This window comes from Streptomyces sp. NPDC021224 (genome assembly GCF_044332905.1).
Classification (GTDB): Bacteria; Actinomycetota; Actinomycetes; order Streptomycetales; family Streptomycetaceae; genus Actinacidiphila.
Window position 1 is genome coordinate 22,392 of the sequence record NZ_JBIRPW010000006.1, and the last position, 25,690, is coordinate 48,081.

General features: G+C 72.2%; 24 protein-coding genes. 13 read left to right on the forward strand and 11 right to left on the reverse strand.

Annotated elements, in window-relative coordinates; translation table 11 throughout:
* Positions 1-34 precede the first annotated feature (34 nt).
* Entirely contained in the window at positions 35-247 is a 213-nt protein-coding gene (locus ACH4PY_RS16695) for a DUF397 domain-containing protein (protein WP_398182235.1), read from the reverse strand.
* A complete protein-coding gene (locus tag ACH4PY_RS16700) occupies positions 244-1,128 on the reverse strand; it encodes a helix-turn-helix domain-containing protein (RefSeq protein ID WP_398182238.1) in 885 nt (294 codons plus the stop codon). The genes ACH4PY_RS16695 and ACH4PY_RS16700 overlap by 4 nt, the downstream gene beginning before the upstream one ends.
* Before the next feature lie 214 nt (positions 1,129-1,342).
* On the opposite strand from ACH4PY_RS16700, the gene ACH4PY_RS16705 reads away from it, so the two are divergent.
* The gene (locus ACH4PY_RS16705; RefSeq protein ID WP_398182241.1) at positions 1,343-1,657 is read left to right on the forward strand and encodes a hypothetical protein; all 315 of its coding nucleotides are present in this window, start codon (positions 1,343-1,345) and stop codon (positions 1,655-1,657) included.
* Positions 1,654-2,166 carry an ATP-binding protein gene (locus tag ACH4PY_RS16710; protein ID WP_398182244.1) on the forward strand — a complete coding sequence of 171 codons (513 nt, stop codon included), beginning with the start codon at positions 1,654-1,656 and terminating at the stop codon, positions 2,164-2,166. Before ACH4PY_RS16705 ends, ACH4PY_RS16710 begins: the two co-directional genes overlap by 4 nt.
* Positions 2,167-2,302: 136 nt before the next feature.
* Here the strand turns inward: ACH4PY_RS16710 and xylA are convergent, their stop codons facing one another.
* Positions 2,303-3,481, reverse strand: coding sequence for a xylose isomerase (gene xylA, locus ACH4PY_RS16715; RefSeq protein WP_398182247.1), 1,179 nt, complete (start codon positions 3,479-3,481; stop codon positions 2,303-2,305).
* Between the two features lie 102 nt (positions 3,482-3,583).
* Between xylA and xylB the strand changes: the two genes are divergently transcribed.
* Together xylB and ACH4PY_RS16725 are read left to right on the forward strand one after the other, a co-directional pair.
* On the forward strand, positions 3,584-5,023 hold the full coding sequence (gene xylB, locus ACH4PY_RS16720) for a xylulokinase (RefSeq protein ID WP_398182250.1): 1,440 nt from the start codon (positions 3,584-3,586) through the stop codon (positions 5,021-5,023).
* Positions 5,024-5,609: 586 nt separating this feature from the next.
* On the forward strand, positions 5,610-6,791 hold the full coding sequence (locus ACH4PY_RS16725) for an ROK family protein (protein ID WP_398183380.1): 1,182 nt from the start codon (positions 5,610-5,612) through the stop codon (positions 6,789-6,791).
* On the opposite strand, the gene ACH4PY_RS16730 is transcribed toward ACH4PY_RS16725, so the two are convergent.
* On the reverse strand, positions 6,736-8,004 hold the full coding sequence (locus ACH4PY_RS16730) for an Ig-like domain-containing protein (protein ID WP_398183383.1): 1,269 nt from the start codon (positions 8,002-8,004) through the stop codon (positions 6,736-6,738). The two genes, ACH4PY_RS16725 and ACH4PY_RS16730, sit on opposite strands and share 56 nt — an antisense overlap.
* Positions 8,005-8,420: 416 nt before the next feature.
* On the opposite strand from ACH4PY_RS16730, the gene ACH4PY_RS16735 reads away from it, so the two are divergent.
* Positions 8,421-8,699, forward strand: a complete 279-nt coding sequence (locus tag ACH4PY_RS16735) for a hypothetical protein (protein ID WP_398182253.1) — start codon at positions 8,421-8,423, stop codon at positions 8,697-8,699.
* 13 nt (positions 8,700-8,712) lie between these two features.
* Here ACH4PY_RS16735 and hutH read toward each other — a convergent pair whose 3' ends face one another.
* Together hutH and ACH4PY_RS16745 are read right to left on the reverse strand one after the other, a co-directional pair.
* Positions 8,713-10,257 carry a histidine ammonia-lyase gene (gene hutH, locus ACH4PY_RS16740; RefSeq protein WP_398183386.1) on the reverse strand — a complete coding sequence of 515 codons (1,545 nt, stop codon included), beginning with the start codon at positions 10,255-10,257 and terminating at the stop codon, positions 8,713-8,715.
* A gap of 17 nt (positions 10,258-10,274) precedes the next feature.
* A complete protein-coding gene (locus ACH4PY_RS16745; protein WP_398182256.1) occupies positions 10,275-11,201 on the reverse strand; it encodes a phosphatase PAP2 family protein in 927 nt (308 codons plus the stop codon).
* Positions 11,202-11,617: 416 nt separating this feature from the next.
* Between ACH4PY_RS16745 and ACH4PY_RS16750 the strand changes: the two genes are divergently transcribed.
* From ACH4PY_RS16750 to ACH4PY_RS16760, 3 genes are all read left to right on the forward strand, one after another.
* Complete coding sequence (locus tag ACH4PY_RS16750) at positions 11,618-13,657, forward strand: glycosyl hydrolase family 28-related protein (protein WP_398182258.1); 2,040 nt, start codon at positions 11,618-11,620, stop codon at positions 13,655-13,657.
* A gap of 247 nt (positions 13,658-13,904) precedes the next feature.
* Positions 13,905-16,514 (forward strand): YfhO family protein, encoded by a 2,610-nt coding sequence (locus tag ACH4PY_RS16755; protein WP_398182260.1) that lies wholly within the window; start codon positions 13,905-13,907, stop codon positions 16,512-16,514.
* On the forward strand, positions 16,511-17,674 hold the full coding sequence (locus ACH4PY_RS16760) for a cystathionine gamma-synthase (protein ID WP_398182263.1): 1,164 nt from the start codon (positions 16,511-16,513) through the stop codon (positions 17,672-17,674). Before ACH4PY_RS16755 ends, ACH4PY_RS16760 begins: the two co-directional genes overlap by 4 nt.
* Positions 17,675-17,685: 11 nt before the next feature.
* Here ACH4PY_RS16760 and ACH4PY_RS16765 read toward each other — a convergent pair whose 3' ends face one another.
* The 3 genes from ACH4PY_RS16765 to ACH4PY_RS16775 form a co-directional block, all read right to left on the reverse strand.
* Positions 17,686-18,033, reverse strand: a complete 348-nt coding sequence (locus ACH4PY_RS16765) for a hypothetical protein (RefSeq protein ID WP_398182266.1) — start codon at positions 18,031-18,033, stop codon at positions 17,686-17,688.
* Positions 18,030-18,548: a sigma factor-like helix-turn-helix DNA-binding protein gene (locus tag ACH4PY_RS16770; RefSeq protein ID WP_398182269.1), complete on the reverse strand. Its 519-nt coding sequence runs from the start codon at positions 18,546-18,548 to the stop codon at positions 18,030-18,032. The genes ACH4PY_RS16765 and ACH4PY_RS16770 overlap by 4 nt, the downstream gene beginning before the upstream one ends.
* Positions 18,549-18,663: 115 nt before the next feature.
* Complete coding sequence (locus tag ACH4PY_RS16775) at positions 18,664-19,197, reverse strand: MarR family winged helix-turn-helix transcriptional regulator (RefSeq protein WP_398182273.1); 534 nt, start codon at positions 19,195-19,197, stop codon at positions 18,664-18,666.
* 312 nt (positions 19,198-19,509) lie between these two features.
* On the opposite strand from ACH4PY_RS16775, the gene ilvA reads away from it, so the two are divergent.
* The 3 genes from ilvA to ACH4PY_RS16790 all read left to right on the forward strand — a co-directional run bounded on the left by ilvA (position 19,510) and on the right by ACH4PY_RS16790 (position 22,997).
* Positions 19,510-20,739, forward strand: coding sequence for a threonine ammonia-lyase (gene ilvA, locus ACH4PY_RS16780; protein WP_398182276.1), 1,230 nt, complete (start codon positions 19,510-19,512; stop codon positions 20,737-20,739).
* A gap of 378 nt (positions 20,740-21,117) precedes the next feature.
* Positions 21,118-22,146, forward strand: a complete 1,029-nt coding sequence (locus tag ACH4PY_RS16785) for an ATP-binding cassette domain-containing protein (RefSeq protein WP_398182279.1) — start codon at positions 21,118-21,120, stop codon at positions 22,144-22,146.
* The gene (locus tag ACH4PY_RS16790; RefSeq protein WP_398182282.1) at positions 22,143-22,997 is read left to right on the forward strand and encodes an ABC transporter permease; all 855 of its coding nucleotides are present in this window, start codon (positions 22,143-22,145) and stop codon (positions 22,995-22,997) included. The genes ACH4PY_RS16785 and ACH4PY_RS16790 overlap by 4 nt, the downstream gene beginning before the upstream one ends.
* A 124-nt stretch (positions 22,998-23,121) precedes the next feature.
* On the opposite strand, the gene greA is transcribed toward ACH4PY_RS16790, so the two are convergent.
* Together greA and ACH4PY_RS16800 are read right to left on the reverse strand one after the other, a co-directional pair.
* Complete coding sequence (gene greA / locus ACH4PY_RS16795) at positions 23,122-23,619, reverse strand: transcription elongation factor GreA (RefSeq protein WP_398182285.1); 498 nt, start codon at positions 23,617-23,619, stop codon at positions 23,122-23,124.
* Positions 23,620-23,797: 178 nt separating this feature from the next.
* Positions 23,798-24,226, reverse strand: coding sequence for a DUF4307 domain-containing protein (locus tag ACH4PY_RS16800; protein ID WP_398182288.1), 429 nt, complete (start codon positions 24,224-24,226; stop codon positions 23,798-23,800).
* A gap of 123 nt (positions 24,227-24,349) precedes the next feature.
* On the opposite strand from ACH4PY_RS16800, the gene mca reads away from it, so the two are divergent.
* Positions 24,350-25,222 carry a mycothiol conjugate amidase Mca gene (mca, locus tag ACH4PY_RS16805; protein WP_398182291.1) on the forward strand — a complete coding sequence of 291 codons (873 nt, stop codon included), beginning with the start codon at positions 24,350-24,352 and terminating at the stop codon, positions 25,220-25,222.
* Positions 25,223-25,237: 15 nt separating this feature from the next.
* Complete coding sequence (locus ACH4PY_RS16810) at positions 25,238-25,483, forward strand: hypothetical protein (RefSeq protein ID WP_398182294.1); 246 nt, start codon at positions 25,238-25,240, stop codon at positions 25,481-25,483.
* The last annotated feature ends 207 nt before the right edge of the window (positions 25,484-25,690 follow it).

Sequence of the window (25,690 nt, forward strand, 5' to 3'; positions counted from 1 at the left end):
ATCGGACCTCCAGGGTGCGGTACCCGCTGGGGTCTTACGCAGAGGCGAACTCGCCATCCAGTACGCCGCCGTGGAACGCCGACCATTCGGCCGCCGTGAAGACGAGGGCGGGGCCGTTGCCCTGGTCCTTGCTGTCGCGCATCGCTACGCGGCCGTCGCTGAGGAAGGCGACCTCGACGCACTGGTGGTTGTCCGCCGAGCGGCTGGACTTGCGCCACACCGCCCCTACCAGGTCGGAACTCTTCACTTCCGTAGCTCCCTTGCTGCTTGCTGAATGAGGCGCAGTGATTCCTTCTGCCCCAAGCAACTGCCCCAGATTGCTTGGAACGCCCCGTCGTAGCGCTCGATCTCGTTCGGCTTGTCGAGATAGAGGTCGCCGGTAAATCCGGCGACGTAGACCGTGGGCGGTTCGGTCGGCTGGCCGTCACCGCCAAGCGGGAAACGGAGCGTCGTGAACGACCCGCACAGTACGCCGTAGTGCAATCCCGCGTCGTACGGCACGACCCTGACGGATACGTGAGGCAGAGCCGTCAGTTCCACCAGGTGGTCGAGCTGCGCCGCCATGACCTCCCGGCCGCCGACCGGTCGGCGCAGGATGGCCTCGTTAAGAGCCACCTCCATGGTAAGCGGACTGGTGACCCTGGTCAGCAGCGTTTGACGGGCAATCCGCACGTGTGCACGGCGCTCGATCTCCTCCTCCGCGACGTCCGGATAGCCCGCGCGGATCAACGTGCGTGCGTAGTCCGGGGTTTGTAGAAGCCCCGGCACCAACTCCGGGCTGTACTGCTGCACCCGCTCCGCCGCTTCCTCCAGCCCGATGTAGAGGTCGAAGTTCTCCGGGATCACATCACCGTACGCGTGCCACCAGCCGCGGCCCTTTGTCTCCTTGGCCAGGCCCATCAGGCCCTGCGTCAGCTCGGCAGGAGCGCCGTAGATCTTGCACATGGCCTCGACGTCGAGGCTGCGCAGGGACGTCTGGCCGGTCTCGATGCGCCAGATCTTCGGCTCGGACCACTCCAGTTCGCGGGCTGCCGCGCGCACGGTGAGGCGCGCTTTGTTGCGTAGGTCGCGCAGGTGCCGCCCGAGCTGTCTGCGCGGGACGGTCGATCCGGTCGTTCGCTCGTTCATAAGTCCGCCTTCCGCTCCGGGCAGTCTTTCACCCGGAATGTAAGCACCTCTGCATACGGTTCGCAATGCCCATATTGCTGTTCGAATTCTCGCTGACGTGGATTCAAAATGTAGTCTTGCATTGCAGAGTCCTGCGGTGCTTCACTCGTCACATCACGCAGGGCGTAACGAACTTGACGCCCCGTGATCGGTGCATCCACCGCGAGGAGGCGGGATGAAGCGAGCCGTCCACGGCTATATGCGGGCCTACGCAGCGACCCCCGACGTCGAGGTGAGGCGGGACGAGTTACGGCTGCGGTGCTGGGCGGAGCGCGAGAGGTTCGACCTCGTCCGGATCTGGCACGAGGAACAGGAAGGCGGGATCGCCGTGCTCAACGGGCTCGTCGAGGAGCTGAAGCGCAGCTCCGGCGCCGCCGTGGTCGTGCCGTCGCTGCGGGTCTTCGGCGAGAGCCAGGTACTGCGGGAGCACCTTGCCGCGTATCTCGTCGATCGCGCGGACGTGGACAACTATGAGGTGAGGGACGAGTGAACGTACCGACGCCCAGCGTCCTCTATGTCGCGAACATCCGGCTCGCCGCGGCCTTCGCGGCGGTCAGCCTCTCGCGGGAGTTCATCCGGCGCACGCTCACCGCGTGGCAGCTCGCCGAGCAGATCGACGGGGCCGAGCTGATCGGGTCCGAACTGGTCACCAACGCCGTCAAGATGAGCGGGCCCGCGGGCAGTCACCTCATCGGGGTGCAGCTCCGGGCGGCGGGGAGCAGTCTCTACGTCGAGGTGTGGGACCGGGACGGCGGAAGTCCCGTCATCCCGGCGCAGAGCGAAGACGCCGAGGGCGGGCGCGGGCTCTTCCTCGTCGAGGCGCTGAGTGCGCGGTGGGACGTCTTCTGCCCGGCCGCGCCCGGCAAGGTGGTGTGGGCCGAGCTGCCGCTCGGGGAGAAGGCGGAGTCGGCGTACGACGCGGAATGGGCCCTGGCGGAGGCGGCGTTCGGGCAGCGCGTGCTGGACGGCGTACGGCCCGTACCCCTCGGCCTCAGGTGAAAAGGGCGCGGGGCCCCGCGGACCGGCCCCCTGTGGAAGGGGGACGACGTTGACAGGACGTCGTCCGTAGGCCGGTCGCGCGGGACCCCGCGAGCCTGGAGGAGCGTCACCCGCGAAGGGGTGGACCCGCGAGGGGTCAGACGCCCAGCAGGTGGTCCATCGCCAGCTGGTCCAGCGCCTCGAAGGCCATACCGCGCTCGGCGGCGGCCTCGACGTCGAAGTCCTCGAACGCGGACTTGTCGGCCAGCAGGCCGGCCAGGCCCTCGCCCTCGGCGACGGTCGGCTGGGCCAGCTCGTCGAGGCGGGCGGCGCGCAGCGCCTCCTGGACGGCCGGGTCGGCGCGGAAGGCGGCGGCGCGGTCCTTCAGGATGAGGTAGTTGCGCATGCAGCCGGCCGCGGAGGCCCAGACGCCGTCGAAGTCCTCGGTGCGCGGGGGCTTGAAGTCGAAGTGGCGGGGGCCCTCGTAGTCCGAGTTCTCCAGCAGGTCGACCAGCCAGAAGGCCGAGCGCAGGTCGCCGGCGCCGAAGCGCAGGTCCTGGTCGTACTTGATGCCGGTCTGGCCGTTGAGGTCGATGTGGAAGAGCTTGCCGTGCCACAGGGCCTGCGCGATGCCGTGCGGGAAGTTCAGCCCGGCCATCTGCTCGTGGCCGACCTCGGGGTTGAGGCCGACCAGCTCGGGGCGCTCCAGGGAGTTGATGAACGCCAGGGCGTGGCCGATCGTCGGCAGCAGGATGTCGCCGCGCGGCTCGTTCGGCTTCGGCTCGATGGCGAAGCGGATGTCGTAGCCCTTCTCCGTGACGTAGTCACCGAGCAGGTCGAACGCCTCCTTGAAGCGGTCGAGGGCCACCCGGACGTCCTTGGCGGCGCCGGACTCGGCGCCCTCGCGGCCGCCCCAGGCGACGTACGTCTTCGCGCCCAGCTCGACGGCCAGGTCGATGTTGCGCATGGTCTTGCGCAGCGCGTAGCGGCGGACGTCGCGGTCGTTCGCGGTGAAGCCGCCGTCCTTGAAGACGGGGTGGGTGAAGAGGTTGGTGGTGGCCATCGGCACGACCAGGCCGGTCGTGTCGAGGGCGGCGCGGAAGCGCTTGATGATCGCGTCACGCTCGGCGTCGGACGACCCGAAGGGGATCAGGTCGTCGTCGTGGAAGGTCACACCGTACGCGCCCAGCTCGGCGAGCCGGTTGACGGACTCGACCGGGTCGAGCGCGGAACGGGTGGCCTCGCCGAACGGGTCGCGTCCCTGCCAGCCGACCGTCCAGAGGCCGAAGGTGAACTTGTGCTCCGGCCCCGGGGTGAGGTTCGTCTCGGAAGTCATGAGGGCTCGCTCCTATTCGTCAGACTGTTGAACAAATTAGTATGCGAGGCCGATGATGGGAAGTGGCAGCTCGCGACGGGCTCCGGAAGGGACAGGAATCACATGGGGCAGAACGGGGCGCTCGGGGCGTCGTCCGGGGCGGTCGTCCTCGGGATCGACAGTTCCACGCAATCGACGAAGGTGCTCGCCGTCGACGTCGAGACCGGCGCGGTGCTGGCCTCCGGCCAGGCGCGGCACACGGTCAGCACCGGCGCGGGCCGGGAGACCGACCCCGAGGTGTGGTGGACCGCGCTCCAGGACGCGCTGAGCCAGACGGGTGAGTTCGCCGCGCGGGCGGAGGCGGTCTCCGTGGGCGGGCAGCAGCACGGGCTCGTCGTCCTCGACGCGCAGGGCGCCCCGGTACGGCCCGCGATGCTCTGGAACGACGTGCGGTCCGCGCCGCAGGCCGCCGCGCTCGTCGAGAAGTACGGCGCCGAGCACTGGGCGCAGCGCTTCGGGTCCGTGCCCGGGGCGAGCTTCACCGTCACGAAGTGGGCGTGGCTCGCCGAGCACGAGCCGGCCGCGGCCGCCGCCGCGAAGGCGGTACGGCTGCCGCACGACTTCCTCACCGAGCGGCTGTCCGGCGCCGGGGTCACCGACCGCGGTGACGCGTCCGGCACCGGGTGGTGGCGCTCCGACACCGAGGCGTACGACGAGGGCCTCCTCGACTCGCTCGGGCTCTCGGCGGGGCTGCTGCCCACCGTCCTCGGGCCCGGCGAGACCGCGGGCGTCGTACGGGACGGGCTGCCGCTGCGAGCCGGCGCCCTCGTCGCGCCGGGGACGGGGGACAACGCGGCCGCCGCGCTCGGGCTCGGGCTCACGCCGGGGCGGGCGGCGCTCAGCCTCGGCACGTCCGGGACGGTCTACGCGGTGTCGCGGCAGCGGCCCACCGACCCCAGCGGGGTCGTGGCCGGGTTCGCCTCCGCGGACGGCGGCTGGCTGCCGCTCGCGTGCACGCTCAACTGCACGCTGGCCGTCGACAAGGTCGCCGCGCTCCTCGGGCGCGAACGGGAGGACGTCGAGCCCGGCGGCTCGGTCGCCTTCCTCCCCTTCCTCGACGGCGAACGCACGCCGAACCTGCCGTACGCGTCCGGGCTGCTCAGCGGGCTGCGGCACGACACGACCGCCGGTCAGGTGCTTCAGGGTGCGTACGACGGGGCCGTCTACGCGCTGCTGGGCGCGCTGGACGAGGTCCTCGCGGTGGACGGCGGGGCTCCCTCGGACGAGCCGCTCCTCGTCATCGGCGGTGGGTCGCGCGGGATTGCGTGGCTGGAGACGGTCCGCCGCCTGTCCGGCCGCGCCGTGCAGGTGCCCGAAGCGGGCGAGCTCGTGGCCCTCGGGGCCGCGGTGCAGGCTGCCGCCGCGCTCACGGGTGAGGCTCCTGCGGCTATCGCCGCACGCTGGAACACGACCGCTGGGCGCGTGCACGAGGCCCTGCCCCTGGACGAGGGGGCGCGTGCGCGGCTGGCCGCTGCGATGCCTCTCGCTGCGCAGCAGCGGTAGGGGGGCGCTCCGGGCTGCCGCCCGGGGTGGGCTGCGCGACCTTCCGCCGGTGGGTGGCTTGTCGCGCAGTTCCCCGCGCCCCTTCGGGGCGCTGCCCCTTGCGGTGGGCGGTCGGCTTTCCCGCCGTCGTGGCTGGTCGCGCAGTTCCCCGAGCCCCTAAAAACGCTCACCCTCCCCCGTAAGACCTGCCCCCGCAGGGGGAACGCCCTTCAAGGGCTCGCTTCCTGCCGCGCGGGGCAACAAACCAGGGGCGCGGGGAACTGCGCGCGCAACCCTTCGCCGGGGGAAGATCCCGTCACAAGGGAACGGGGCAGCCCGGAGGGCGGGGGCCAGCCCCGCAGGGGCGGGAGTTTGCGGGGGAGGGCGCGCAATCTAGGGGCGCGGGGAACTGCGCGGCCAGCCCACCACCGGCCGTAAGGTCCCGGAGGGAGAGCAAGGGGCAGCCCGGAGGGCTTGAGGGGGGACGGGTAGGGCAGGGCCCGGGTCGCACAGGCCCGAGCGTGGAAGCTGAGCACCTCCGGAGGAGAGCGTGGGGAAAGGGACCGGCGCGCAGGCTGGGCTGCGGCGGCGGAACATGGCGCTGGTCATGACCGCGCTCGCCGCGGGCGAGAACGTGACGAGGGCCGCGGTCGCCGCGGAGGTCGGGCTGACGCGGGCCACCGTGTCGACGCTCGTCGACGAGCTGCTGGCCGCCGGGCTCCTCGAAGAGCAGGGCGCGCAGCGGCCGGGCACGGTCGGCCGCCCCGGCACCGTGCTGGCGCTGACCGAGACGGGCCCCGCGGGCATCGGCGCGGAGATCGGCGTGGACCACCTCGCCGCGTGTGCGGTGGACCTGCGCGGACGGGTGCGGGCCCGCGCGGAGCGGCCCGCGGCGAACCGGGGCCGTCCCGCCGAGGCCGTGCTCGGGGAGCTGGCCGAGCTGACGGGCGAGGTGATCCGTAAGAGCACGGAAGCCGGGCTGACGGCCGTACGGACGACCGTCGCCGTACCGGGGCTCATCGGGCCGGACCACCGGACCGTGCTGCGCGCGCCCAACCTCGGGTGGGAGGACGTACCGCTGGACGCGGCCTTCCCGGAGCCGTCCACCGGTGTGGAGAACGAGGCCAACCTCGGCGCCCTGGCGGAGCTGTGGCTCGGCGGTCACGACGGCGGCCTCACGGACTTCGTGCACGTCTCCGCCGAGATCGGCATCGGTGCCGCCCTGGTCGTGGAGGGCCGGCTCTTCCGCGGGGCGCGCGGTTTCGCGGGGGAGCTGGGGCACGTGCCCGTCCGCCCGGAGGGGCCGCCGTGCTCGTGCGGGGCGACGGGCTGCCTGGAGACGTACGCGGGTGAGGAGGCGCTGCTGCGCGCCGCGGGCGTGCGGACGGGCCGCGGCCCGGCGTTGAAGGCCGCGGCGGCCGCGGGCGACCCGGCGGCGCTGCGGGCGCTGGAGGAAGCGGGCGCCGCCCTGGGCATAGCCCTGAGCGGCGCGGTGAATCTGCTGGACCCGCAGGCCGTGGTGGTCGGCGGCCCGCTCGCGGACCTGGCGCCGTGGCTGCTGCCGGGGGTGCGGCGGGAGCTGGCCGCGCGTGTCACGGACCGCCGCTGGCGGGCCCAGGACGTGGTGATCTCGCGGCTGGGCCGGGACGGCGTACTGCGCGGGGCCGCCTACAGCTCGGTGCGTACCGTGCTGGACGACCCCGCGACCTGGATCCGTGACGTCACGGAGCGGGCTACTTCAGAGCCGAGCCCGCCACCCACTGGCTCCATGTCATGTTCCAGCCGTTGAGGCCGTTGCTGGGCTGGATGACCTTGTCGGGCGAGTTGACGACCGTCACGACATCGCCGAGCAGCGAGTTGTCGTAGAACCAGGCGGCGTTGGTGGTGGGGTCGCCGCCACCCTTGACGTCCTCGATGCCGATGCAGCCGTGACTGGTGTTGACGTTGCCGAAGACGGACGGGTCGCCCCAGTAGTTGCCGTGGATGAACGTCCCGGAGTTGCTGAGCCGCATGGCGTGCGGCACGTCCGGGATGTCGTACTCGCCCTTGCCGTCGTCGTCGGTGAAGCCGACGGTGGCGCCGTTCATCCGGGTCGTCTCGTGTTTCTCCTCGATGACCATCTGGCCGTCGTAGGTGGTGTGGTCCGGGCCGCCCGCGGAGATCGGGATGGTGCGGATGACCTGGCCGTCGCGCACGACGGTCATCATGTGCGTCTGGGTGTCGACGGTGGAGACCTGCGAGCGGCCGATGTCGAAGCCGATCGTCTTGTGCTGCGTGCCGTGGACACCGGGGGCGCCCTCGACGCCCTTCCAGTTCATGGTCACGGTGACGTGCGTGCCCGCGGTCCAGTAGTTCTGCGGGCGCAGGTCCAGCCGCTTGCCGTTGAACCAGTGGCCGACCACGGTCTGCCCGCTGGTGGACGTCACGGTGACCGCGCGCTGCACACCGGCCCGGTCGCCGTTGGCTATCGCGTGGTCGAAGTTGATCGACACCGGCATGCCGACGCCGACGGTCGAGCCGTCCTCGGGCGTGAAGTAGCCGGTGAAGGTCGACGGCTTCGCGGCGGCGGTCGCGAAGGTCGCGGTCGCCGCGGTGGGCGTGCCCTGCGCGTCGGTCGCGGTCGCGGAGACCGTGTACTGGGTGCTGTGCGCGAGCGAGCCGCTCTGCGTCCACGTCTTCTTGTCCGCGGACAGCTTGCCGGTCACCGCCTTGCCGCCGGACTTGGCCTTCATCGTGACCTGCCCCAGCGTGCCGCCGCTGACCGTCACCTTCACCGCGCCGCCGACCTTCGCGCCGGTCGAGCCGTTCTTCGGGGTGATGGTGATCTTCGCGGCCGAGGCGTGCTTGGCCGCCGCCGCGTCCTCCGTGGCCTGGCTCGTCGCCGAGGGGGAGGTCGAGGGGGTGGGCGCGGAGCTGGTCGCGGACGAGGACGGGGACGCCGTACCGTCCGCGTGGCTCCCGCCGCCGCTGTTGCACGCGGTGAGGGCGACGGCACCGCCCATCAGCACGGCGACTGCCGCGAGGGTGCGGCGGGTGGTGATCTTGCGGTGCTTGGCGGGGGCCTCGGTCGGGGCGGATCCGTTCTCGGGCGGCGTCACGCAGCTCTCCAATGCGGCAGTAGTCCCCCGCGGCCGGTGGGGCCTGCGGGCTTCTTCCGACCATGGAAACAGCCACGCCGGGGCAAATCACCCTTTCTGTCCGATATTGTGTTCCATCCCACGCTCGTGGTGACGGTGTGTGCCTCGACGTCTACGCAGCGGTCCCGCCGAGGTCGCGGCCGCTGTACGCCGACAGGGCGGGGGCCCGGGGGCGTACCGGGGGGCGGCTTCCCAAGGCGTGGCGGAGGTCACTACGATCGGTGGCCACGGTCACGTCGTCGCAACCCCTGGGGGTTCCCATGGCCTCGCCCCGTCCTTACGTGGTCGCAGCCGCCGGCGCCGTCCTTGCCGCGCTCTACTTCGTGCCCACCGCGAGCGCCAGCCCCGAGCACGCCCCCGCCGCCGCCCCGGCCGCGCACTCCGCCGCCGTCGGCGTGCCGCAGGGGGACGACGGCGGCCTCGCCGACACCGGCGCCTTCAACACCAGGCCCTACCTCATCGGCGGCGCCGTCTTCCTCGTGGTCGGCGCGGGCCTGCTCGTCGAGTCGACCCGCCGCGCCCGCCAGGCCGACGAGTCCGAGCCGGACACCGCGCCCTGACCTCCGCGCGGGCTCACGCCAGCGGGCCCGTGACCTCCTCGGCCGCGCGCACCAGGGCGCCGGACCGTACGAAGAGGTAGGCCGCCTCCAGGTCGGGGGCGAGGAAACGGTCCCGGCCCGGACCCGGCACCCCGGCCGCGCGCGCCGCCGCCACCACCGCGGCCGTCGCCGGGGCGGGGGAGCCGCCGCCGAACGTCCTGATCTCCAGCGCCCGCGTCGCCGCGACCATCTCCACCGCCACGACCCGCGCGAGCGCCTCCACCGCGGTGCGCAGCTTGCGCGCCGCCGACCAGCCCATCGAGACGTGGTCCTCCTGCATCGCCGAGGACGGGATCGAGTCCACCGACGCGGGCACCGCGAGCCGCTTCAGCTCGCTGACCAGCGCGGCCTGCGTGTACTGCGCGATCATCAGCCCCGAGTCCACGCCCGGGTCGTCCGCCAGGAACGGCGGCAGGCCGTGCGAACGGTTCTTGTCCAGCAGCCGGTCGGTGCGCCGCTCCGCGATCGAGGCGAGGTCGGCGGCGGCGATCGCGAGGAAGTCCAGGACGTAGCCGACCGGGGCGCCGTGGAAATTGCCGTTCGACTCGATCCGGCCATCCTCTGTGATGACCGGGTTGTCCACGGCCGCCGCCAGCTCGCGGTCGGCGACCGTACGGGCGTGCGCGAGGGTGTCCCGGCCCGCGCCCGCGACCTGCGGGGCGCAGCGCACGGAGTATGCGTCCTGGACGCGCGGGGCGTCGTCCTGGTGATGACCCGTCAGGCCCGACCCCTGGAGCACCTTCAGCATGTTCGCCGCGCTCGCGCCCTGGCCCGGGTGCGGGCGGATCGCGTGCAGGTCGGGCGCGAGCACCTTCTCCGTACCGAGCAGCGCTTCCAGCGTCAGGGCCGCGGTGATGTCCGCGGAGGTGAAGAGGCGGGCGAGGTCCGCGCAGGCCATGACCAGCATGCCGAGCATGCCGTCCGTGCCGTTGATGAGGGCCAGGCCCTCCTTCTCCCGCAGTTCGACCGGCTCGATACCGTGCGCCGCGAGCAGCTCGCCCGCCGGGCGGACCTCGCCGTCCGGGCCCTCCGCCTCGCCCTCGCCCATCAGCACCTGGGCGCAGTGCGCGAGCGGCGCCAGGTCACCGGAGCAGCCGAGGCTGCCGTACTCGTGGACGACGGGGGTGATGCCCGCGTTCAGCAGCGCGGCCATCGTCCGCGCGACCACCGGCCGCACACCGGTACGGCCCGAGGCCAGCGTCTTGAGCCGCAGGAACATCAGCGCGCGGACGACCTCGCGTTCGACCCGCGGGCCCATCCCCGCGGCGTGCGACCGCACCAGCGAACGCTGGAGCTGCGCGCGCAGCTCGGGGCTGATGTGGCGGACGGCGAGGGCGCCGAAGCCGGTGGACACGCCGTACACCGGCTCCGGCTTCGCGGCGAGCGCGTCCACGACGCGGCGGGCCGCGGCCATCGCCTCGACGGCGCTTTCCGCGAGGCTGACCTGCGCGTTCTCACGCGCGACGGCCAGTACGTCTTCGGGGCCGGCCCCCGTGGGCCCGACGAGCACGGTGTGCATATCCATATTCACGCACCCTAAGCACTGAATCCCTCTCTGTCACGAGAGGGCTCAACGCTGTCCGCGCAGGGCACCCGTTTTTCAGGGGCGCGTGGGAGGTGCCCCCACGCGCCCCCAAAACGCTCACCGCCCTGCGCAGCAGCCCGGCGCAGGGGCCAGGTCCAGTCGCGGAGGGGGCGCGGGGAGGAGGGTTCGGGCATCGGGCCCGGGATGAGGGCGAGGGCCAGTGCGAGGAGCAGCGCCCCGACGGCACAGTCGAGCCAGTAGTGGTTGGCCGTGCCGACCACGACAAGCATCGTCAGCAGCGGATGCAGCAGCCACAGCCAGCGCCAGCGGGAGCGGTGGGACGCGATGAGGCCCACCGCGATCGCCAGGGCCCACCCGACGTGGAGCGACGGCATCGCGGCGAACTGGTTCGCCATCGAGTGCGTCTCGGGTTTGCCGTAGACCGCGGGCCCGTACACCGCCGCGGTGTCGATCATGCCGTCGCCGGGCAGCAGCCGCGGCGGCGCGAGCGGGAAGAGCAGGTGGCCGAGCAGGGCCAGCATCGTCTGGATGACGATCGCGCGCCGGATCCACAGGTAGTGCGCGCGCCGGCGCACGAACATGTAGCCCAGGAAGAGCAGCATCGCCGGGAAGTGCACCGTGGCGTAGAGGTAGTTGGCGATGTGCACGAGCGTGTGGCTGTGCAGCAGCAGTTGCTGCACGGAGTGTTCGCTCGGCAGGTGCACCGCGCGCTCGAACGACCACACGTGGTCGGCGTGGTGGAACGCCTCCTCGGTGTGGCCGTTGGCGATCTTCCGCCCGTACTTGTAGACGGCCTGGACGGCGACGAGCAGCGCCAGTTCCGGGAGGAGGTGGGGGAGCCGGTCGGGGAGCGGGATGCGGGGTGGTCGGGGGAGCAGCCTCCGGGTGCCGTACGCCGCCGACGTCGCACTTCCCATACCCATTCCTCAGCCCCTGTCGTCCGCCGCTGCTGACTTCCGGTGCCGTACCGTCCCCGTCGCCTGCCCCGCAGAGCCGACGCCAGTCCGACTGCTCCGGACATCCTGCCAAAGCGGCGGCGAAATGTCCGTGAGGTGAATCCCACACCGATCCGGCTCAACCGTCCCGTGGCGTCCGTTTTCGGCCAGGGCCTCTCCCGTCCGCCGGTTCCCGTCCGTCCCACCCGTCGCCGCAACACGCTGAACGTCGGCCGCAAGAATCGCGCAATCTCATGAAGTTGCTCGGCACGGATGCGAAATACCGCGCGCACGCACCTTGTGCGGCTGGTCCGGAGGGTCCTAAATTCACCCTCACTGCCGCCGCCCGCGCGCGGCGGAACCCCCACCTGAGGTGTCCCGAGAGAATCGAGCTGTCGATGGCGAGATGGTCAACAGGCCCGCGGCGAAGAGCCGTTGTGACGGTCGCGGCGGTCACCGCGACCGCTGCGGCGTTCGGCGTGCTGGGTGCCGGAGCGGCGGCGGCCAAGGGGGCGGGGCAGGCCGGGCAGGGCAGGGCCCAGGTCACCCGGGCGGCGCTGGATCCGGCGCTGACGGCCGGGCGCGGCGCGAGCGTCGGCTTCGCGGAGCAGGAGGCGGAGAACGCGGTCACGAACGGGACCGTCATCGGGCCGGGCCGGGACGCGTACACGCTGCCCGCGGAGGCGTCGGGCCGCAGCGCGGTGACGCTCCAGCCGGGGCAGTACGTCGAGTTCACACTGCCGAGCGCGGCCAACGCGATCAACGTGCGCTACAGCATTCCGGACGCGCCCAAGGGCGGCGGGCTCACCTCGCCGCTGAAGGTGGGCGTCGGCGGCGCGACCAAGACGATGACGCTGACCTCGCAGTACGCCTGGCTCTACAACCTCTACCCGTTCTCGAACGACCCGACCGCCGACATCCTGCACCCGGACTACTGGGTCACCGAGTGCTCCTGCGTCCCGCAGGACACCACCCCGGCGCCGGTCTTCGCCAAGCCCTTCCGGCCCAACCACTTCTACGACGAGCAACGCCTGCTGCTGGGCCGTACGTACAAGGCGGGCGAGAAGGTGCGGCTGACCGTGCCCGCGGGGGCGGCGGCCACCACCGTCGACCTGCTGGACTCGCAGCTCGTCGCGCCGCCGAAGGTGGATCTGCTGGCGGCCGACGTGCTGCTGTTCGGCGCCGACCCGACCGGGCACCGCGACTCGGCGGCGGCGATCGACAAGGCCGTCGCGTTCGCGCAGCGCGCCCACCTCAAGGTCTACATCCCGCCGGGCACGTACCAGGTCAGCCGGCACATCGTCGTCGACCACGTCACGATCGAGGGCGCGGGCAGCTGGTACACGATCCTCAAGGGCCACCAGGTGGACCTCGCCACGCCCGCGCCCGACGGCAGCGTGCACACCGGGGTCGGCTTCTACGGCAAGGACGCTGCGCAGGGCGGCAGTTCGGACGTCCACCTGTCCGGTTTCGCGATCGAGGGCGACGTCCGCGAGCGCATCGACACCGACCAGGTCAACGGCATCGGCGGCGCGCTCAGCAACTCCACGATCGACGGCCTGTACATCCAGCACACCAAGGTCGGCATGTGGTTCGACGGGCCGATGAGCAATCTGAGGATCAGCAACAACGTGATCGTCGACCAGATCGCCGACGGCATCAACTTCCACACCGGCGTGACGCGTTCGGTCATCTCGAACAACTTCCTGCGCAACACCGGTGACGACGCGCTCGCGCTGTGGTCGGACAAGGTCGAGGACGCGGGCAACACCATCGACCACAACACCGTGCAGACCCCCGTCCTCGCCAACGGCATCGCCCTGTACGGCGGTACGGACAACACCGTCTCGGCGAACCTGATCGCCGACCCCATCCGCGAGGGCAGCGCGATCCAGGTCGGCTCCCGCTTCGGCGCCGAGCCCTTCACCGGCTCGCTGAAGATCACCGACAACACCACCGTGCGCGCGGGCACGTACGAGCTGAACTGGAACATCGGGCTCGGCGCGATCTGGTTCTACGCGCTGGAGAAGAACATCGACGCCGACATCCAGGTGACCGGCGACCACTTCCTCGACAGCACCTACAACGCGATCATGCTGGTCACCGACTTCCCGGTGAAGGACCTGTACACGATCACAGGCGTGCACTTCAAGGACATCCAGGTCGACGGCACCGGCACCTCGGTGCTCAGCGCCCGGTCCGCGGGCGGCGCGACCTTCGAGAACGTCGACGCCCGCAACGTCGGGGCCGTGGGCATCAACAACTGCGGCTCGTTCAACTTCACCCCGGCCGGCTCGGAGTTCACCGTGACCGACCTCGGCGGCAACGACGGCGGCGGCACCACCGGCCCGTGGCTCGCCCCGTGGGAGCTGCCCAACACGATCACCTGCAACGACCGCCCGGACGTCGTGGCCCCGCCCGCACCGTCCGCCTGGTGACGCACCCGCACCGCTAGCACGACCGGCCGCCGGCCGCCCGGGTCCCTGACACCCGGGCGGCCGGCGGTTTCGCGCGTACCCCGGGACATCCGGCGATTCCCGGCGTTCACCCGGTCGCGCCCCGGGGTTCGCCCCGTGGTCGAGGCGGTGTCGCCGGGCCGGTGTGGGATGGCTGGTCGCACCCGTGCGGTGACAGGACCCGCGGGCCGGACGCACCACGCGCAGCGCACCACAACCCGGAGGACCCGTGTCCGCAGCCGAGGCCGTATCGGCCCAGGAGAACCCCGCAGGCCCTGCCCCCCGGCCGCCGCGACCCCCCGGCGGACGGCTGCGCGCGTGGGCCCGGGGCAGCACCGCGCTGCGGGCGGGGGCCGGGGCCGCGGTGCTGGCCTGCATGCTCTTCTGCCTCGGCGGCGCGCTCGCCGGCAGCTACCCGCTCGGCGCGCACACCCGCAACGTCGTCGACCTCGGCAACCAGTACCTGCCCTACCACGTGTACTGGCGCAAGGTGCTGACCGGCGGCGCCGACGGCGACCTCTTCGTCAACTGGAACTCCGGCTTCGGCACCAACTTCCTCGGCGACATCGGCACCTACCTGAGCAGCCCCTTCGACCTCATGGTCGTGCTCTTCCCGGCCGACCGCCCGGAGCTGGCGCTCTACGTCATCACCGTCGCCAAGGTCACCGCGGCCGGGGCGGCGATGGCGGTGCTGCTGCTGCGGCTGCGCCGCGGGCCCTGGCCGCTCGCCGCGCTGCTCGGCGCCGCCTACGCGGTGTCCGGCTGGACGCTCGACAACGGCGCGGTCGTCCCGATGTGGCTCGACGGCCTGTTCGCCTTCCCGATGCTGTGCCTGGTCGGCGAGTGGGCGCGCACCGCCCGCCGCCCGGTGATCGCCCCGCTGGTCGTCGCGCTCGCCTGGATCTCGAACTTCTACACCGCCTACATGGCCACCCTCGGCGCCGCGATCGTGCTGCTGGTGCGCCTGTTCGCCGAGGACACAGCCGAGGGCAGCGACACCGCCCGCCGGCGGCTGGTCACGCTGCTGCACGCGGCCCGCGCGATGCTCATCGGCGTCGGGCTCGCCGCCCCGCTGGTGCTGGTGATCTTCAAGGCCACCAAGGTCGCCGACCCGACCCCCAAGGTGACCTTCGAGCCCGCCGCCTGGGCCGACATCGCCGCCCGCTTCCTGCCCGCGACGACCAGCACCGCGACCCCCGCCCTCTACATCGGCACCCCCGCGCTCGTCCTCGCCCTGACCCTGCCCTTCAACCGCGCGGTCGCGGTACGGGTACGGGCCTGGTGGTCGGCCGCCGCGGTGCTCGTGACGCTGTCGCTCAACTGGGAGCCCACCCACCTGGTCTGGCACGCCGGGGCCTCGCCCAACGGGGTGCCCTACCGGCAGACCTTCGTGCTGTGCGGCCTGCTGCTGATCGCCGGATGGCTGTCCGCCGCCGACGGGCTGCCCGCGCTGCCGGCGCTGCTCGGCGGCACCGCCCTGGTGCTGCTCGTCGCGCTCGCCGGGCACGGCCGCGAGGCCGACGACCGCTGGACCTACCGCGTCTTCGCGCTCGCCCTGGTCCTCGGGCTGGCCGCAGCCGCCGCGCTGCTGCTCCGGCAGCGGTACGGGTGGGGCGCGCGGGCGCTGCCGGCCGCCGCCGTCGTCCTGCTGCTGCTCGCGCAGGGCGGGGAGTCCGCGGTGTCCGCGAGCCGGGTCGTCAAGGACCAGCTCAAGGAGGTGTCCTGGACGCCGCGGCTCGGCCCGGCCCAGCAGGACATGGCCGCCGCGGTCGCCGCCAAGGACGACTGGCCGCGCTCGCGCACCGACCCCGGCGACGTGCCCGGCGGCAACGACGAACTGGTCGTCGGCGGCCAGGGCGCCGAGTACTACAGCAGCCTCACCTCCGACATCACCTCCTGGACGCTGTCCGAGCTGGGCTTCGGCTACTACGCCAAGGGCCGCCACCCGGTGACGCTCGACAACCCGGTCACCGACGCGATCTTCTCCATCGGCACCCGCATGCACTCCACCCCCACCGCGAAGCCCAGCAGCACCGCGCTGCCGCGCGCCACCACGACGTCCACCACCACCCCGGTCCCGCCGCTGGTCACCGTCCGCCCGGACCTGAACCTCGCCCGTACGGCCCCGCGGTGGACCGACTCCGCCTTCAGCAACCAGGAACTCCTGCTCGGCACGAAGGTCTACGACCAGCCGCACGTCACCACCGCCGGCACCGGGACCGGCGCCGCGCTGCTCACCGCCACCTGCGCGCCCGGCGCACAGGTGTTCTTCTGGGCCCCGCAGTTCAAGGGCACCGCGACCCTGGACGGCGGCACGCCGGTCGGCGTCGACGGCCACCTGCCCGCGGTGCGCGCCCCGATGGTGCCCGTGGGCACCGTCCCCGCCTCCGGGCAGGCCCGGGTCGCGCTCGGCTTCTTCGGGCACCTGCGGCTCCCGCAGCAGCCCCTCGGCTGCCTGGACCGCGGTCGGCTGACCACCGCCGTGCAGAAGCTCACGGCCACCGGGGCGACCGCCGTGCACATCGACGGCCACCACCTCTCGGCCACCCTCCCGGCGGGCAGCACGGGCACCGCGCTCGTCGCCGTTCCCCGGATCGAGGGCTGGAGCTGCTCGGCCGGCGGCGGCCCGGCCAAGCCCGCCCACAAGTACCTCGGCCTCATCGCGGTGCCGCTGGACGGCAAGACCACCACGCTGGCCTGCGACTTCACCCCGCCCGGCCTCAAGCTCGGCGGCGCGGCCGGGGGCGCGGCACTTGTCGCCCTGATCGCGACGGGCCTGTGGTACCGGCGGGTGAACCGCCGTGCGGGGGCCGCCGGGGCACTACCCTCGGCGGCATGAGCGATCAGCACACCGATCAGCACGGCGGCCAGTTCGAGACCCTGGCCATCCACGCCGGGCAGCCCGCGGACGCGGCCACCGGCGCCGTCGTGACACCGATCTACCAGGTGTCGACGTACAAGCAGGACGGCGTCGGGGGCCTGCGCGGCGGCTACGAGTACAGCCGGTCGGCGAACCCGACCAGGACCGCGCTCGAAGCCAACCTCGCGGCCCTCGAAGGCGGCCGCCGCGGCCTCGCCTTCGCCTCCGGTCTCGCGGCCGAGGACTGCCTGCTGCGGACGGTCCTCGCGCCCGGCGACCACGTCGTCATCCCCAACGACGCCTACGGCGGCACCTTCCGGCTGTTCTCCCGGGTCGTGGAGCGCTGGGGCGTGTCCTGGTCGGTGGCCGACACCTCCGACGTCCAGGCGGTCCGCGCCGCGCTGCGCCCGGAGACCAAGGTCATCTGGGTCGAGACGCCGTCCAACCCGCTGCTGGGCATCTCCGACATCGCCGCGCTCGCCGGGGTCGCCCGGCAGGCGGGCGTGCGGCTGGTCGTCGACAACACCTTCGCCAGCCCCTACCTCCAGCAGCCGCTCGCGCTCGGCGCGGACGTCGTGGTGCACTCCACGACCAAGTACATGGGCGGCCACTCCGACGTCGTCGGCGGCGCCCTGGTCACCTCCGACGCCACACTCGGCGACGAACTCGCCTACCACCAGAACGCGATGGGCGCCGTGGCCGGGCCCTTCGACGCGTGGCTCGTCATGCGCGGCATCAAGACGCTCGCGGTGCGCATGGACCGGCACAGCGCCAACGCCACCCGGGTCGCCGAACTGCTGACGGCCCATCCGAAGGTCACCCACGTCCTCTACCCGGGCCTGCCCGAGCACCCGGGCCACGAGACCGCGGCCAAGCAGATGCGGGCCTTCGGCGGCATGGTGTCCTTCCGCGTCGCGGGCGGCGAGGAGGCGGCGGTCGAGGTGTGCAACCGGGCGGAGCTGTTCACGCTCGGCGAGTCGCTGGGCGGCGTCGAGTCGCTCATCGAGCACCCCGGCCGGATGACGCACGCCTCCGCGGCGGGCTCCGCGCTCGAAGTGCCCGCCGACCTGGTGCGGCTGTCGGTCGGCATCGAATCCGCCGACGACCTGCTGGCCGACCTCACGCAGGCGCTCGGCTGAGCACCCTCACCTCACGGCACGAGGGGCACGCGGGGCACGAGGGGCAGGCGGGGCAACAGCGGCGGCGGGACGCGCGCCAGGACCGTCTGCCCCCACCACGTGCCGTCACCCGCGCCGCCCCCGCCCCCGCCGCCTCCGCCGCCCGTGTCGTCCGGCCCGTACAGCACCGCGAGCACGATTCCCGCCACCAGCGCGGCCGCCAGCAGCACCCACAGCACCCGCGCCAGGACCCGGCGGCGGCGGACCGTACGCCGTCCCCGCGCGGTCGCGTGCGCGACCAGGCCCGCGGGCACGATCGGGTGCGGGGTGTCCAGCAGCCTGCGCACCTCGTCGTCACGCCGGTTGCGCGCCGGGCTCACCGGGCCGCCCCGTGCACCTCGCGGGGCGGACGGCCGACGGCCGGGGGCCCGTCGCCCGCGCGGACCTCGGCGACGCTGCGGGGCGGCGGGCCCGGCGGGCGGCTGCGCAGCGTCGCGGCGGCGCGGGCGCAGATCGCCCGGACCCGGTCGGTGGGCAGGCCCAGTTGCGCGGCGGTCTGCTCCTCGGCGACGCCCTCGAAGTAGCGCATCGTGATGATCATCCGCTCCTGGGCGGTCAGCCGGTCCAGCACCCCGCCGTGCGGCCTGCGCCAGAACGGACGGGACGCGAAACGCCGCACCAGCTCGGCCCGCGCCTGGTCGTACGGGTCCTCGGAGCGCATCCGCAGCCAGTCCGCGTAACAGCGGGCGAGCGTCGCGCCGAGCAGCCGCTCGGCCTGCTCGCGGTCGCCGGTGAGCAGGGTCGCGGTGTGCAGCAGGCGTCCTGCCGCCCCGGCGGTGAACGCCGCGAACTCGGCGTCCCGTCGGGTCTCCGCTGCCGCCCGGCGCTTCCCCACGCGGCCATGGGACGGCAACCGGGTGTTCCGGGTCAAGACCTGTGCCCGCCCCCCTTGCGGCCGGTTCACCACCGGCTCGCGCCCGGCGCGCGCGCCGCCCCGCCGGCCCGGCCGCTCACGCCCCGGCGGCCCCGCCCGCCCCGCTGGCCGCGCCCTGCACCGCCGGGTCGTCGTCGCCCCGGCTGAGCCCGGCGTGCCAGTCGGCGAGCCCGGCGTTGAAGCGGATGAGCAGCGCGGTGAACAGCTCCCGCTCCTGGTCCGTCCAGCCCTCGGTGACCTGGGCCATCAGCCGGCGGCGCGAGTCGCGTACGTCGTCCAGCCGGGCCCGGCCGCGCGGCGAGACCGCGAGCACCACGGCCCGCCCGTCGTCCGGGTGCGAGGTGCGCTTGACCAGGCCGGTGTCGACCAGCGGGGCCACCTGCCGGGTCACCGTCGAGGAGTCGATGCCCATGGACTCCGCGAGCGCCTTGACGCCCATCGGGCCCTCCCGGTCGAGCCGGTTGAGCAGCAGGTAGGCGGCGCGGTCCATGGAGTTGCGGGCCTTGCCTACGCCGCCGAGCCGGGTCTGCTCGGCGCGGCGCGCGAAGAGGGCCACCTGGTGCTGGAGGCGCTCCAGGAGTTCGGTCGAGGTCTCCGTCGGTTTGGACATGACCTTGAAGCTCGCGTTCTGTCGATTCAACAAGAGGGAGGGTGGTGCTGCGCGGTGGAACGGGGGTGGTGCGGTGGAGCAGGGGTGGTGCGGTGGAACAGGGGTGGTGCGGAGGATCGTCGGGAGGATAAGAGGCTCGAAGGGGCGGGAAGTTGGGATGAAGAGTACGCGGCCGGACCGCCCCAGTTACCCCGCACGCACAAACCGCAACCGGGTCCTGACCCTGCCGTGCGGCGCGCGGCGCACCCCTGCCCCCGGGCGTGTCACCCCACCCTGCGCGCCCCGCGCCGAACCGGCTGCGAGACTGGTCGTATGGAACGACCGGTTTCCGCCGCGACCCACCCGATCACCCTCGACGACGTGCGTGGCGCCCACAAGATGCTCTCCGGCGTGGCCCGGACGACCGCGCTGGAAAGCAGCCGCCATCTGTCGTCCGTCATCGGCTCGCCCGTCCACCTCAAGTGCGAGAACCTCCAGCGCACCGGCTCCTTCAAGATCCGCGGCGCGTACGTGCGCATCGCGGGCCTGCGCCCCGAGGAGCGCGCCGCGGGTGTGGTCGCGGCCAGCGCCGGCAACCACGCGCAGGGCGTCGCACTCGCCGCCTCGCTGCTCGGGGTGCGCTCGACCGTCTTCATGCCGGTCGGCGCCCCGCTGCCGAAGGTCGCCGCGACCCGCGACTACGGGGCCGAGGTGCGGCTGCACGGCACGGTCGTGGACGAGACGCTGCGGGCCGCGATCCGCTACGCCGAGGAGACCGGGGCGGTCTTCATCCACCCCTTCGACCACCCCGACATCATCGCCGGGCAGGGCACGGTGGGCCTGGAGATCCTGGAGCAGTGCCCCGAGGTGCGCACCATCGTGGTGGGCATCGGCGGCGGCGGCCTCGCGGCGGGTGTCGCGGTCGCGGTCAAGGCGCTGCGGCCGGACGTGCGGATCGTCGGTGTGCAGGCCGCGGGCGCCGCGGCCTACCCGCCCTCGCTCCAGGCGGGCCGCCCGGTCGCGCTCGGCCAGGTCGCCACGATGGCCGACGGCATCATGGTCGGCCGCCCCGGCGACGTACCGTTCGCGCTGATCAGGGACTTGGTCGACGACGTCGTCACGGTCTCGGAGGACGAGCTGTCGTCGGCGCTGCTGCTGTGCCTGGAGCGCGCCAAGCTGGTCGTCGAGCCCGCCGGGGCCAGCCCGGTCGCGGCGCTGCTGGCCGCGCCGGACGCGTACGAGGGGCCGGTCGTCGCGGTGCTGTCGGGCGGCAACGTCGACCCGCTGCTGCTCCAGCGCATCCTGCGGCACGGCATGTCGGCGGCGGGCCGCTACCTCTCGCTGCGGCTGCGGCTGACCGACCGCCCGGGGGCGCTCGCGACGCTCCTGGGGGTGTTGTCAGTGGTCGACGCTAACGTGCTGGACGTCAGTCATGTGCGGACCGATCCGCGCCTCGGGCTCACCGAGGCGGAGGTCGAACTGCACCTGGAGACCAAGGGTCCCGAGCACTGCGCCGCGGTCGGCACGGCGCTCGAGGACGCCGGGTACGTGGTCATCGCCTGACCCCGCGCGGGTCCGTCGCCGGTCGTGTACGCGCCAGGGTTGACGCGATATATCGCGTCTGGCATTCTCGCGGTGTATCGCGAAAGTGCCACCCCGGCCGTCCGCGTACGGCACCGGCGCATCCGGTTCTCGCCGGTTTTGCCGGGTTCGTCAGAATTTTTGGCGTTTATCCGTTCGCGCAGGGCGGGGCATCAGGCGATCATCGGCTGTCGAGCGGCAGCCGATGAGTTTCGGCCGACCGACCGGTCGTACAGCCGAGTCGTAAAGCCGTAAAGCCGTACAGCCGTACAAGCCAACCAGCAGTCGCAGCCCTCCGGGCACCACGAGGGCTTCACGCACCAAGCGCACGCTATGCAACGCGAGGGACGGGAGCGAAAAATGCCGGGCGCCATCCATGCCGAAGGTCTGGTCAAGACCTTCGGCGATGTCAGGGCACTGGGGGGAGTGGACCTTGACGTGCCGGAAGGCACGGTCCTCGGTTTGCTCGGGCCCAACGGGGCGGGGAAGACCACCGCCGTCCGCGTCCTGACCACACTTCTCCAGCCGGACAGCGGCACCGCGACCGTTGCCGGCATCGACGTGGTCAAGCACCCCAACGAGGTCCGCCGGCACATCGGCCTGTCGGGCCAGTTCGCCGCCGTCGACGAGTTCCTCACCGGCCGCGAGAACCTCCAGATGGTCGGCGAGCTCTACCAGCTCAGCGCCAAGGCCGCCCGGCGGCGGGCCGACGAGCTGCTGGAGCGCTTCAACCTCGCCGACGCCGCCAACCGCATCTCCAAGACCTACTCCGGCGGTATGCGCCGCCGTCTCGACCTGGCCGCCGCCCTCGTGGTCAGCCCGCCGGTGATGTTCATGGACGAGCCCAGCACCGGACTCGACCCGCGCAACCGCCAGCAGCTGTGGGAGGTCATGGAGGACCTGGTCGCGGGCGGCACCACCATGCTGCTCACCACGCAGTACCTGGAGGAGGCCGACCACCTGGCCCACGACATCTGCGTCATCGACCACGGCAAGGTCATCGCCCGCGGCACCTCCGACCAGCTCAAGGCGCAGACCGGCGGCGAGCGCGTCGAGGTCGTCGTGCACGACCGCGAGCGCATCGAGGACGCCGCCCGCGCCCTGCGCCAGCACGGCAAGGGCGACACCAAGATCGAGCAGCACACCCGCCGGATCACCGTCCCCATCACCGGCGGCGCCAAGCTGCTCGCCGAGATCATCCGCGACCTGGACGCCCAGGGCGTCGAGATCGACGACATCGGCCTGCGCCGCCCGACGCTCGACGACGTCTTCATCTCCCTCACCGGCCACGCCGCCGAGATGCCGGAGAACGGCGACGACGACGAGGAGTCCGGGTCCGGGGAAGGCGCCGCCGCCTCCGGCAGCACCGTGAAGGAGGGCGCCAAGTGAGCGCCACGACCGAGACCCCGCAGCTGACGCTGGCGCCCAAGCCGCGCGGCGGCATCACGCAGTCCGCCCACGACTCGCTCGTGGTCGCCAAGCGCAACCTGCTGCGGATGATGCGCATCCCCGAGGTCGTGATCTTCGGCCTCGTCCAGCCGATCATGTTCGTGGTGCTGTTCAGCTACGTCTTCGGCGGCTCCGTCAACGTCGGCAACTCCACCAGCGCCACCGACTACCGCAACTTCCTCATGGCGGGCATCTTCGCGCAGACCGTCACCTTCGCCACCGCGGGCGCCGGCGCCGGTATCGCCGACGACATGAGCAAGGGCCTCGTCGACCGCTTCCGCTCGCTGCCGATGGCCCGCGGCGCCGTCCTCACCGGCCGCACGCTCGCCGACCTGGTGCAGACCGCGCTCACCGTGGTGGTGCTCGCGTGCGTCGGCCTGCTGGTGGGCTGGCGGATCCACAACGGGCTGCCGAAGATGTTCGGCGCCTTCGCGCTGCTGCTCCTGCTGGGCTACGCGTTCTCCTGGATCGGCGCGCTCATCGGCCTGTCCGTGCGCAGCCCCGAGGCGGCCACCTCCGGCGGCCTGATCTGGCTCTTCCCGGTGACGTTCGTGTCCAACGCCTTCGTGTCGACGCAGTTCATGCCCGCGTGGCTGCGGCACGTCGCCGACTGGAACCCGTTCAGCGCCACCGTGCAGGCCTCCCGCGTGCTCTTCGGCAACCCGGGCGTGAGCCAGTCCGGCGCCTGGCCGATGGAGCACCCGGTGTGGGCGTCGCTGATCTGGTCGCTGGTCATCATCGCCGTCTTCCGCACCTGGGCGGTGCACAAGTACCGCTCCGCGACGGCCTGACGCCGCTCCGCGGACGGTCCGCGGAACGGCCTGACGCTGTTCTCGCGGACAGCCCGCGGACATGCGGGAGCCCCCGGCGGCCGGACCGCCGGGGGCTCCGCTGCGTCCCGCTCGTCCCCGCGGGTCAGCCCTGGTAGGGCTTGACCTCCAGAACCTTCACCGACGCCGACTTCCCGTTCGGCAGCTCGTACGTCGCGTCCTCGCCCGCGCGCTTGCCGGCCACACCGCGGCCCAGCGGCGACTGCGGCGAGTACGTCTCCAGGTCGCTGGAGATGCCCTCGCGCGAACCCAGCAGGAAGGTCAGGGTGTCGTCCGGGTCACCGTCGAAAGCGATCGTGACCACCATGCCCGGGGCGACGACACCGTCGTCCGCCGGGGCCTCGCCGACCTTGGCCGTCTCCAGGATCTGGGTGAGCTGCCGGATGCGCAGCTCCAGCTTGCCCTGGTCCTCGCGCGCCGCGTGGTAACCGGCGTTCTCCTTGAGATCGCCTTCCTGGCGGGCTTCCTCGATCTTGGCGACGATCTCGGCGCGCGCCGGACCAGACAGGTGGGCCAGCTCGGCCTTGAGCTGGTCGTACGCCGCCTGAGTCAGCCAGGTGACGTTGTCGCTGGTCTGGGTCACAGAGTGCTCCTCGTCGGTACTGTCGTGAAGAATTGCATTGCCACCGGTAGCCGGGACGAAACCACGAGCCTAACAATTACCGGGGACGGACGGGAGCGGATAAGTCCGCAGAACGCGTCAGAAAATCGCCCGCCCGGACGGCCGCCGCCGAGGCCCGGAAAGGGGTCGTACGGCCCGGTCAGCTGCCGGACGCAGTGGTGCAGCCGAGCAGCTCGCCGGTCTCGCCGCGGGCGGTCGTGCGCACCGTGACCAGGGTGTCCACCTGCTTGGTGTGCTGGTCGATCCGGACGTCCTTGCGGCCGACCTCGTTGTGGTCGGCGTCCACCGAGCGCAGCGTGCACACCGTGACGGCGTCCTTGCCCTTGTGGACCTCCAGGTGGATCTGCACCTCCTGGTCGGACACCGCCTCGAAGGCCACCACCTGCGCGCTGACCTTGTCACCCGAGAGCGTGTCGTAGCCGTACCAGCCGACACCGGCCGCGACGAGCACACCCGCCACGATCGCGGCGATCCGCAGCTTGCGGTCCGCGCGCGCGTCGGCGCCGGGGCCGTAGCGGCCCGCGGGCGGCGTCGGAGTACCGGTCGCACCGGCCTGCACAGCCGTCATGATCGTCACTCCCGTTCACTGGCCGCGGAATTATTCGTCCCCCCGCTCGGTCACTATAGGAGGCGTGCCCTCTCCGCCGATCGAGGGGGTTCAACGGATCACCGGACTTTGAGGACAGCAGCCTTGACCGAGCAGCTTCGACTGATGGCCGTACACGCTCACCCCGACGACGAGTCGAGCAAGGGTGCCGCCACCATGGCCAAGTACGTGTCAGAGGGGGTGGACGTGCTGGTGGCCACCTGCACCGGTGGCGAACGCGGCTCGGTCCTCAACCCCAAACTCCAGGGTGACCCCTCCATCGAGGAGCACATCCACGAGGTACGGGCCCGCGAGATGGACCTGGCGCGCGAGATCCTGGGCGTCAAGCAGTCCTGGCTCGGCTTCGTCGACTCCGGCCTGCCCGAGGGCGACCCGCTGCCCCCGCTGCCCGAGGGCTGCTTCGGCCTCCAGGACGTCGACGAGGCGGCCGGCGCGCTCGTGAAGCTGATCCGCGACTTCCGCCCGCACGTCATCACCACGTACGACGAGAACGGGGGCTACCCGCACCCCGACCACATCATGACCCACAAGATCAGCATGGTCGCGTTCGACGCCGCCGGCGACCCCGAGCGCTACCCCGAGGCCGGCGAGCCCTGGACACCGCTCAAGCTCTACTACAACCAGGGCTTCAACAAGCCCCGCACCCTCGCGCTGCACGAGGCACTCGAAGCACGTGGCATGGAATCCCCGTACGGGGAGTGGCTCAAGCGCTGGGAGGAGTTCTCCCGCCCCGAGCGCAACATCTCCACCCACGTGCCGTGCGCGGAGTTCTTCGAGATCCGCGACAAGGCGCTGCTCGCCCACGCCACCCAGATCGACCCCGACGGCGGCTGGTTCCGCGTCCCGATGGACCTCCAGCAGGAGGTCTGGCCCTACGAGGACTACGAGCTCGCGAAGTCCCGGGTGGACGTCTCCCTCCCCGAGGACGACCTCTTTGCAGGCATCAGGAAGGCCTAGGCGACAATGGGAGGCGTGATTGCATCCCAGGCCTCCCACGCCGTCTCCGGCCACCCCCTGGTTCACCTCGCCGAGGTGAACCAGGACAAGGTCACGCCGGGTCTCCTCGGATTCGTGATCTTCGCTGCGATTGCCGCGGGGCTGTGGTTCCTCATGAAGAACATGGGCAAGCAGATGAAGAAGATCGACTTCGAGGAGGAGCAAGCGCCTCCGGCGGTTGACCGCACGAAGACCTCGGCCCCCAGGACCCCCGGGTCCTGACCCCCGTCGGGGGTTGCCCTTGCGCGGGGGCGCGCTTCCTCCCGTCCGGGGGCCCTTGCGGAGGGCCGCGCCCGTTTTTGAGGGGCGCGGGGAACTGCGCGACCAGCCCCCACCGGGGCGCGGGTCGTCACCGACCCAAAGGGTCGCTTCGGTCCGTACCGGACCACCGGCCGGTGGTGGGTTGCTCGCGCAGTTCCCCGCGCCCCT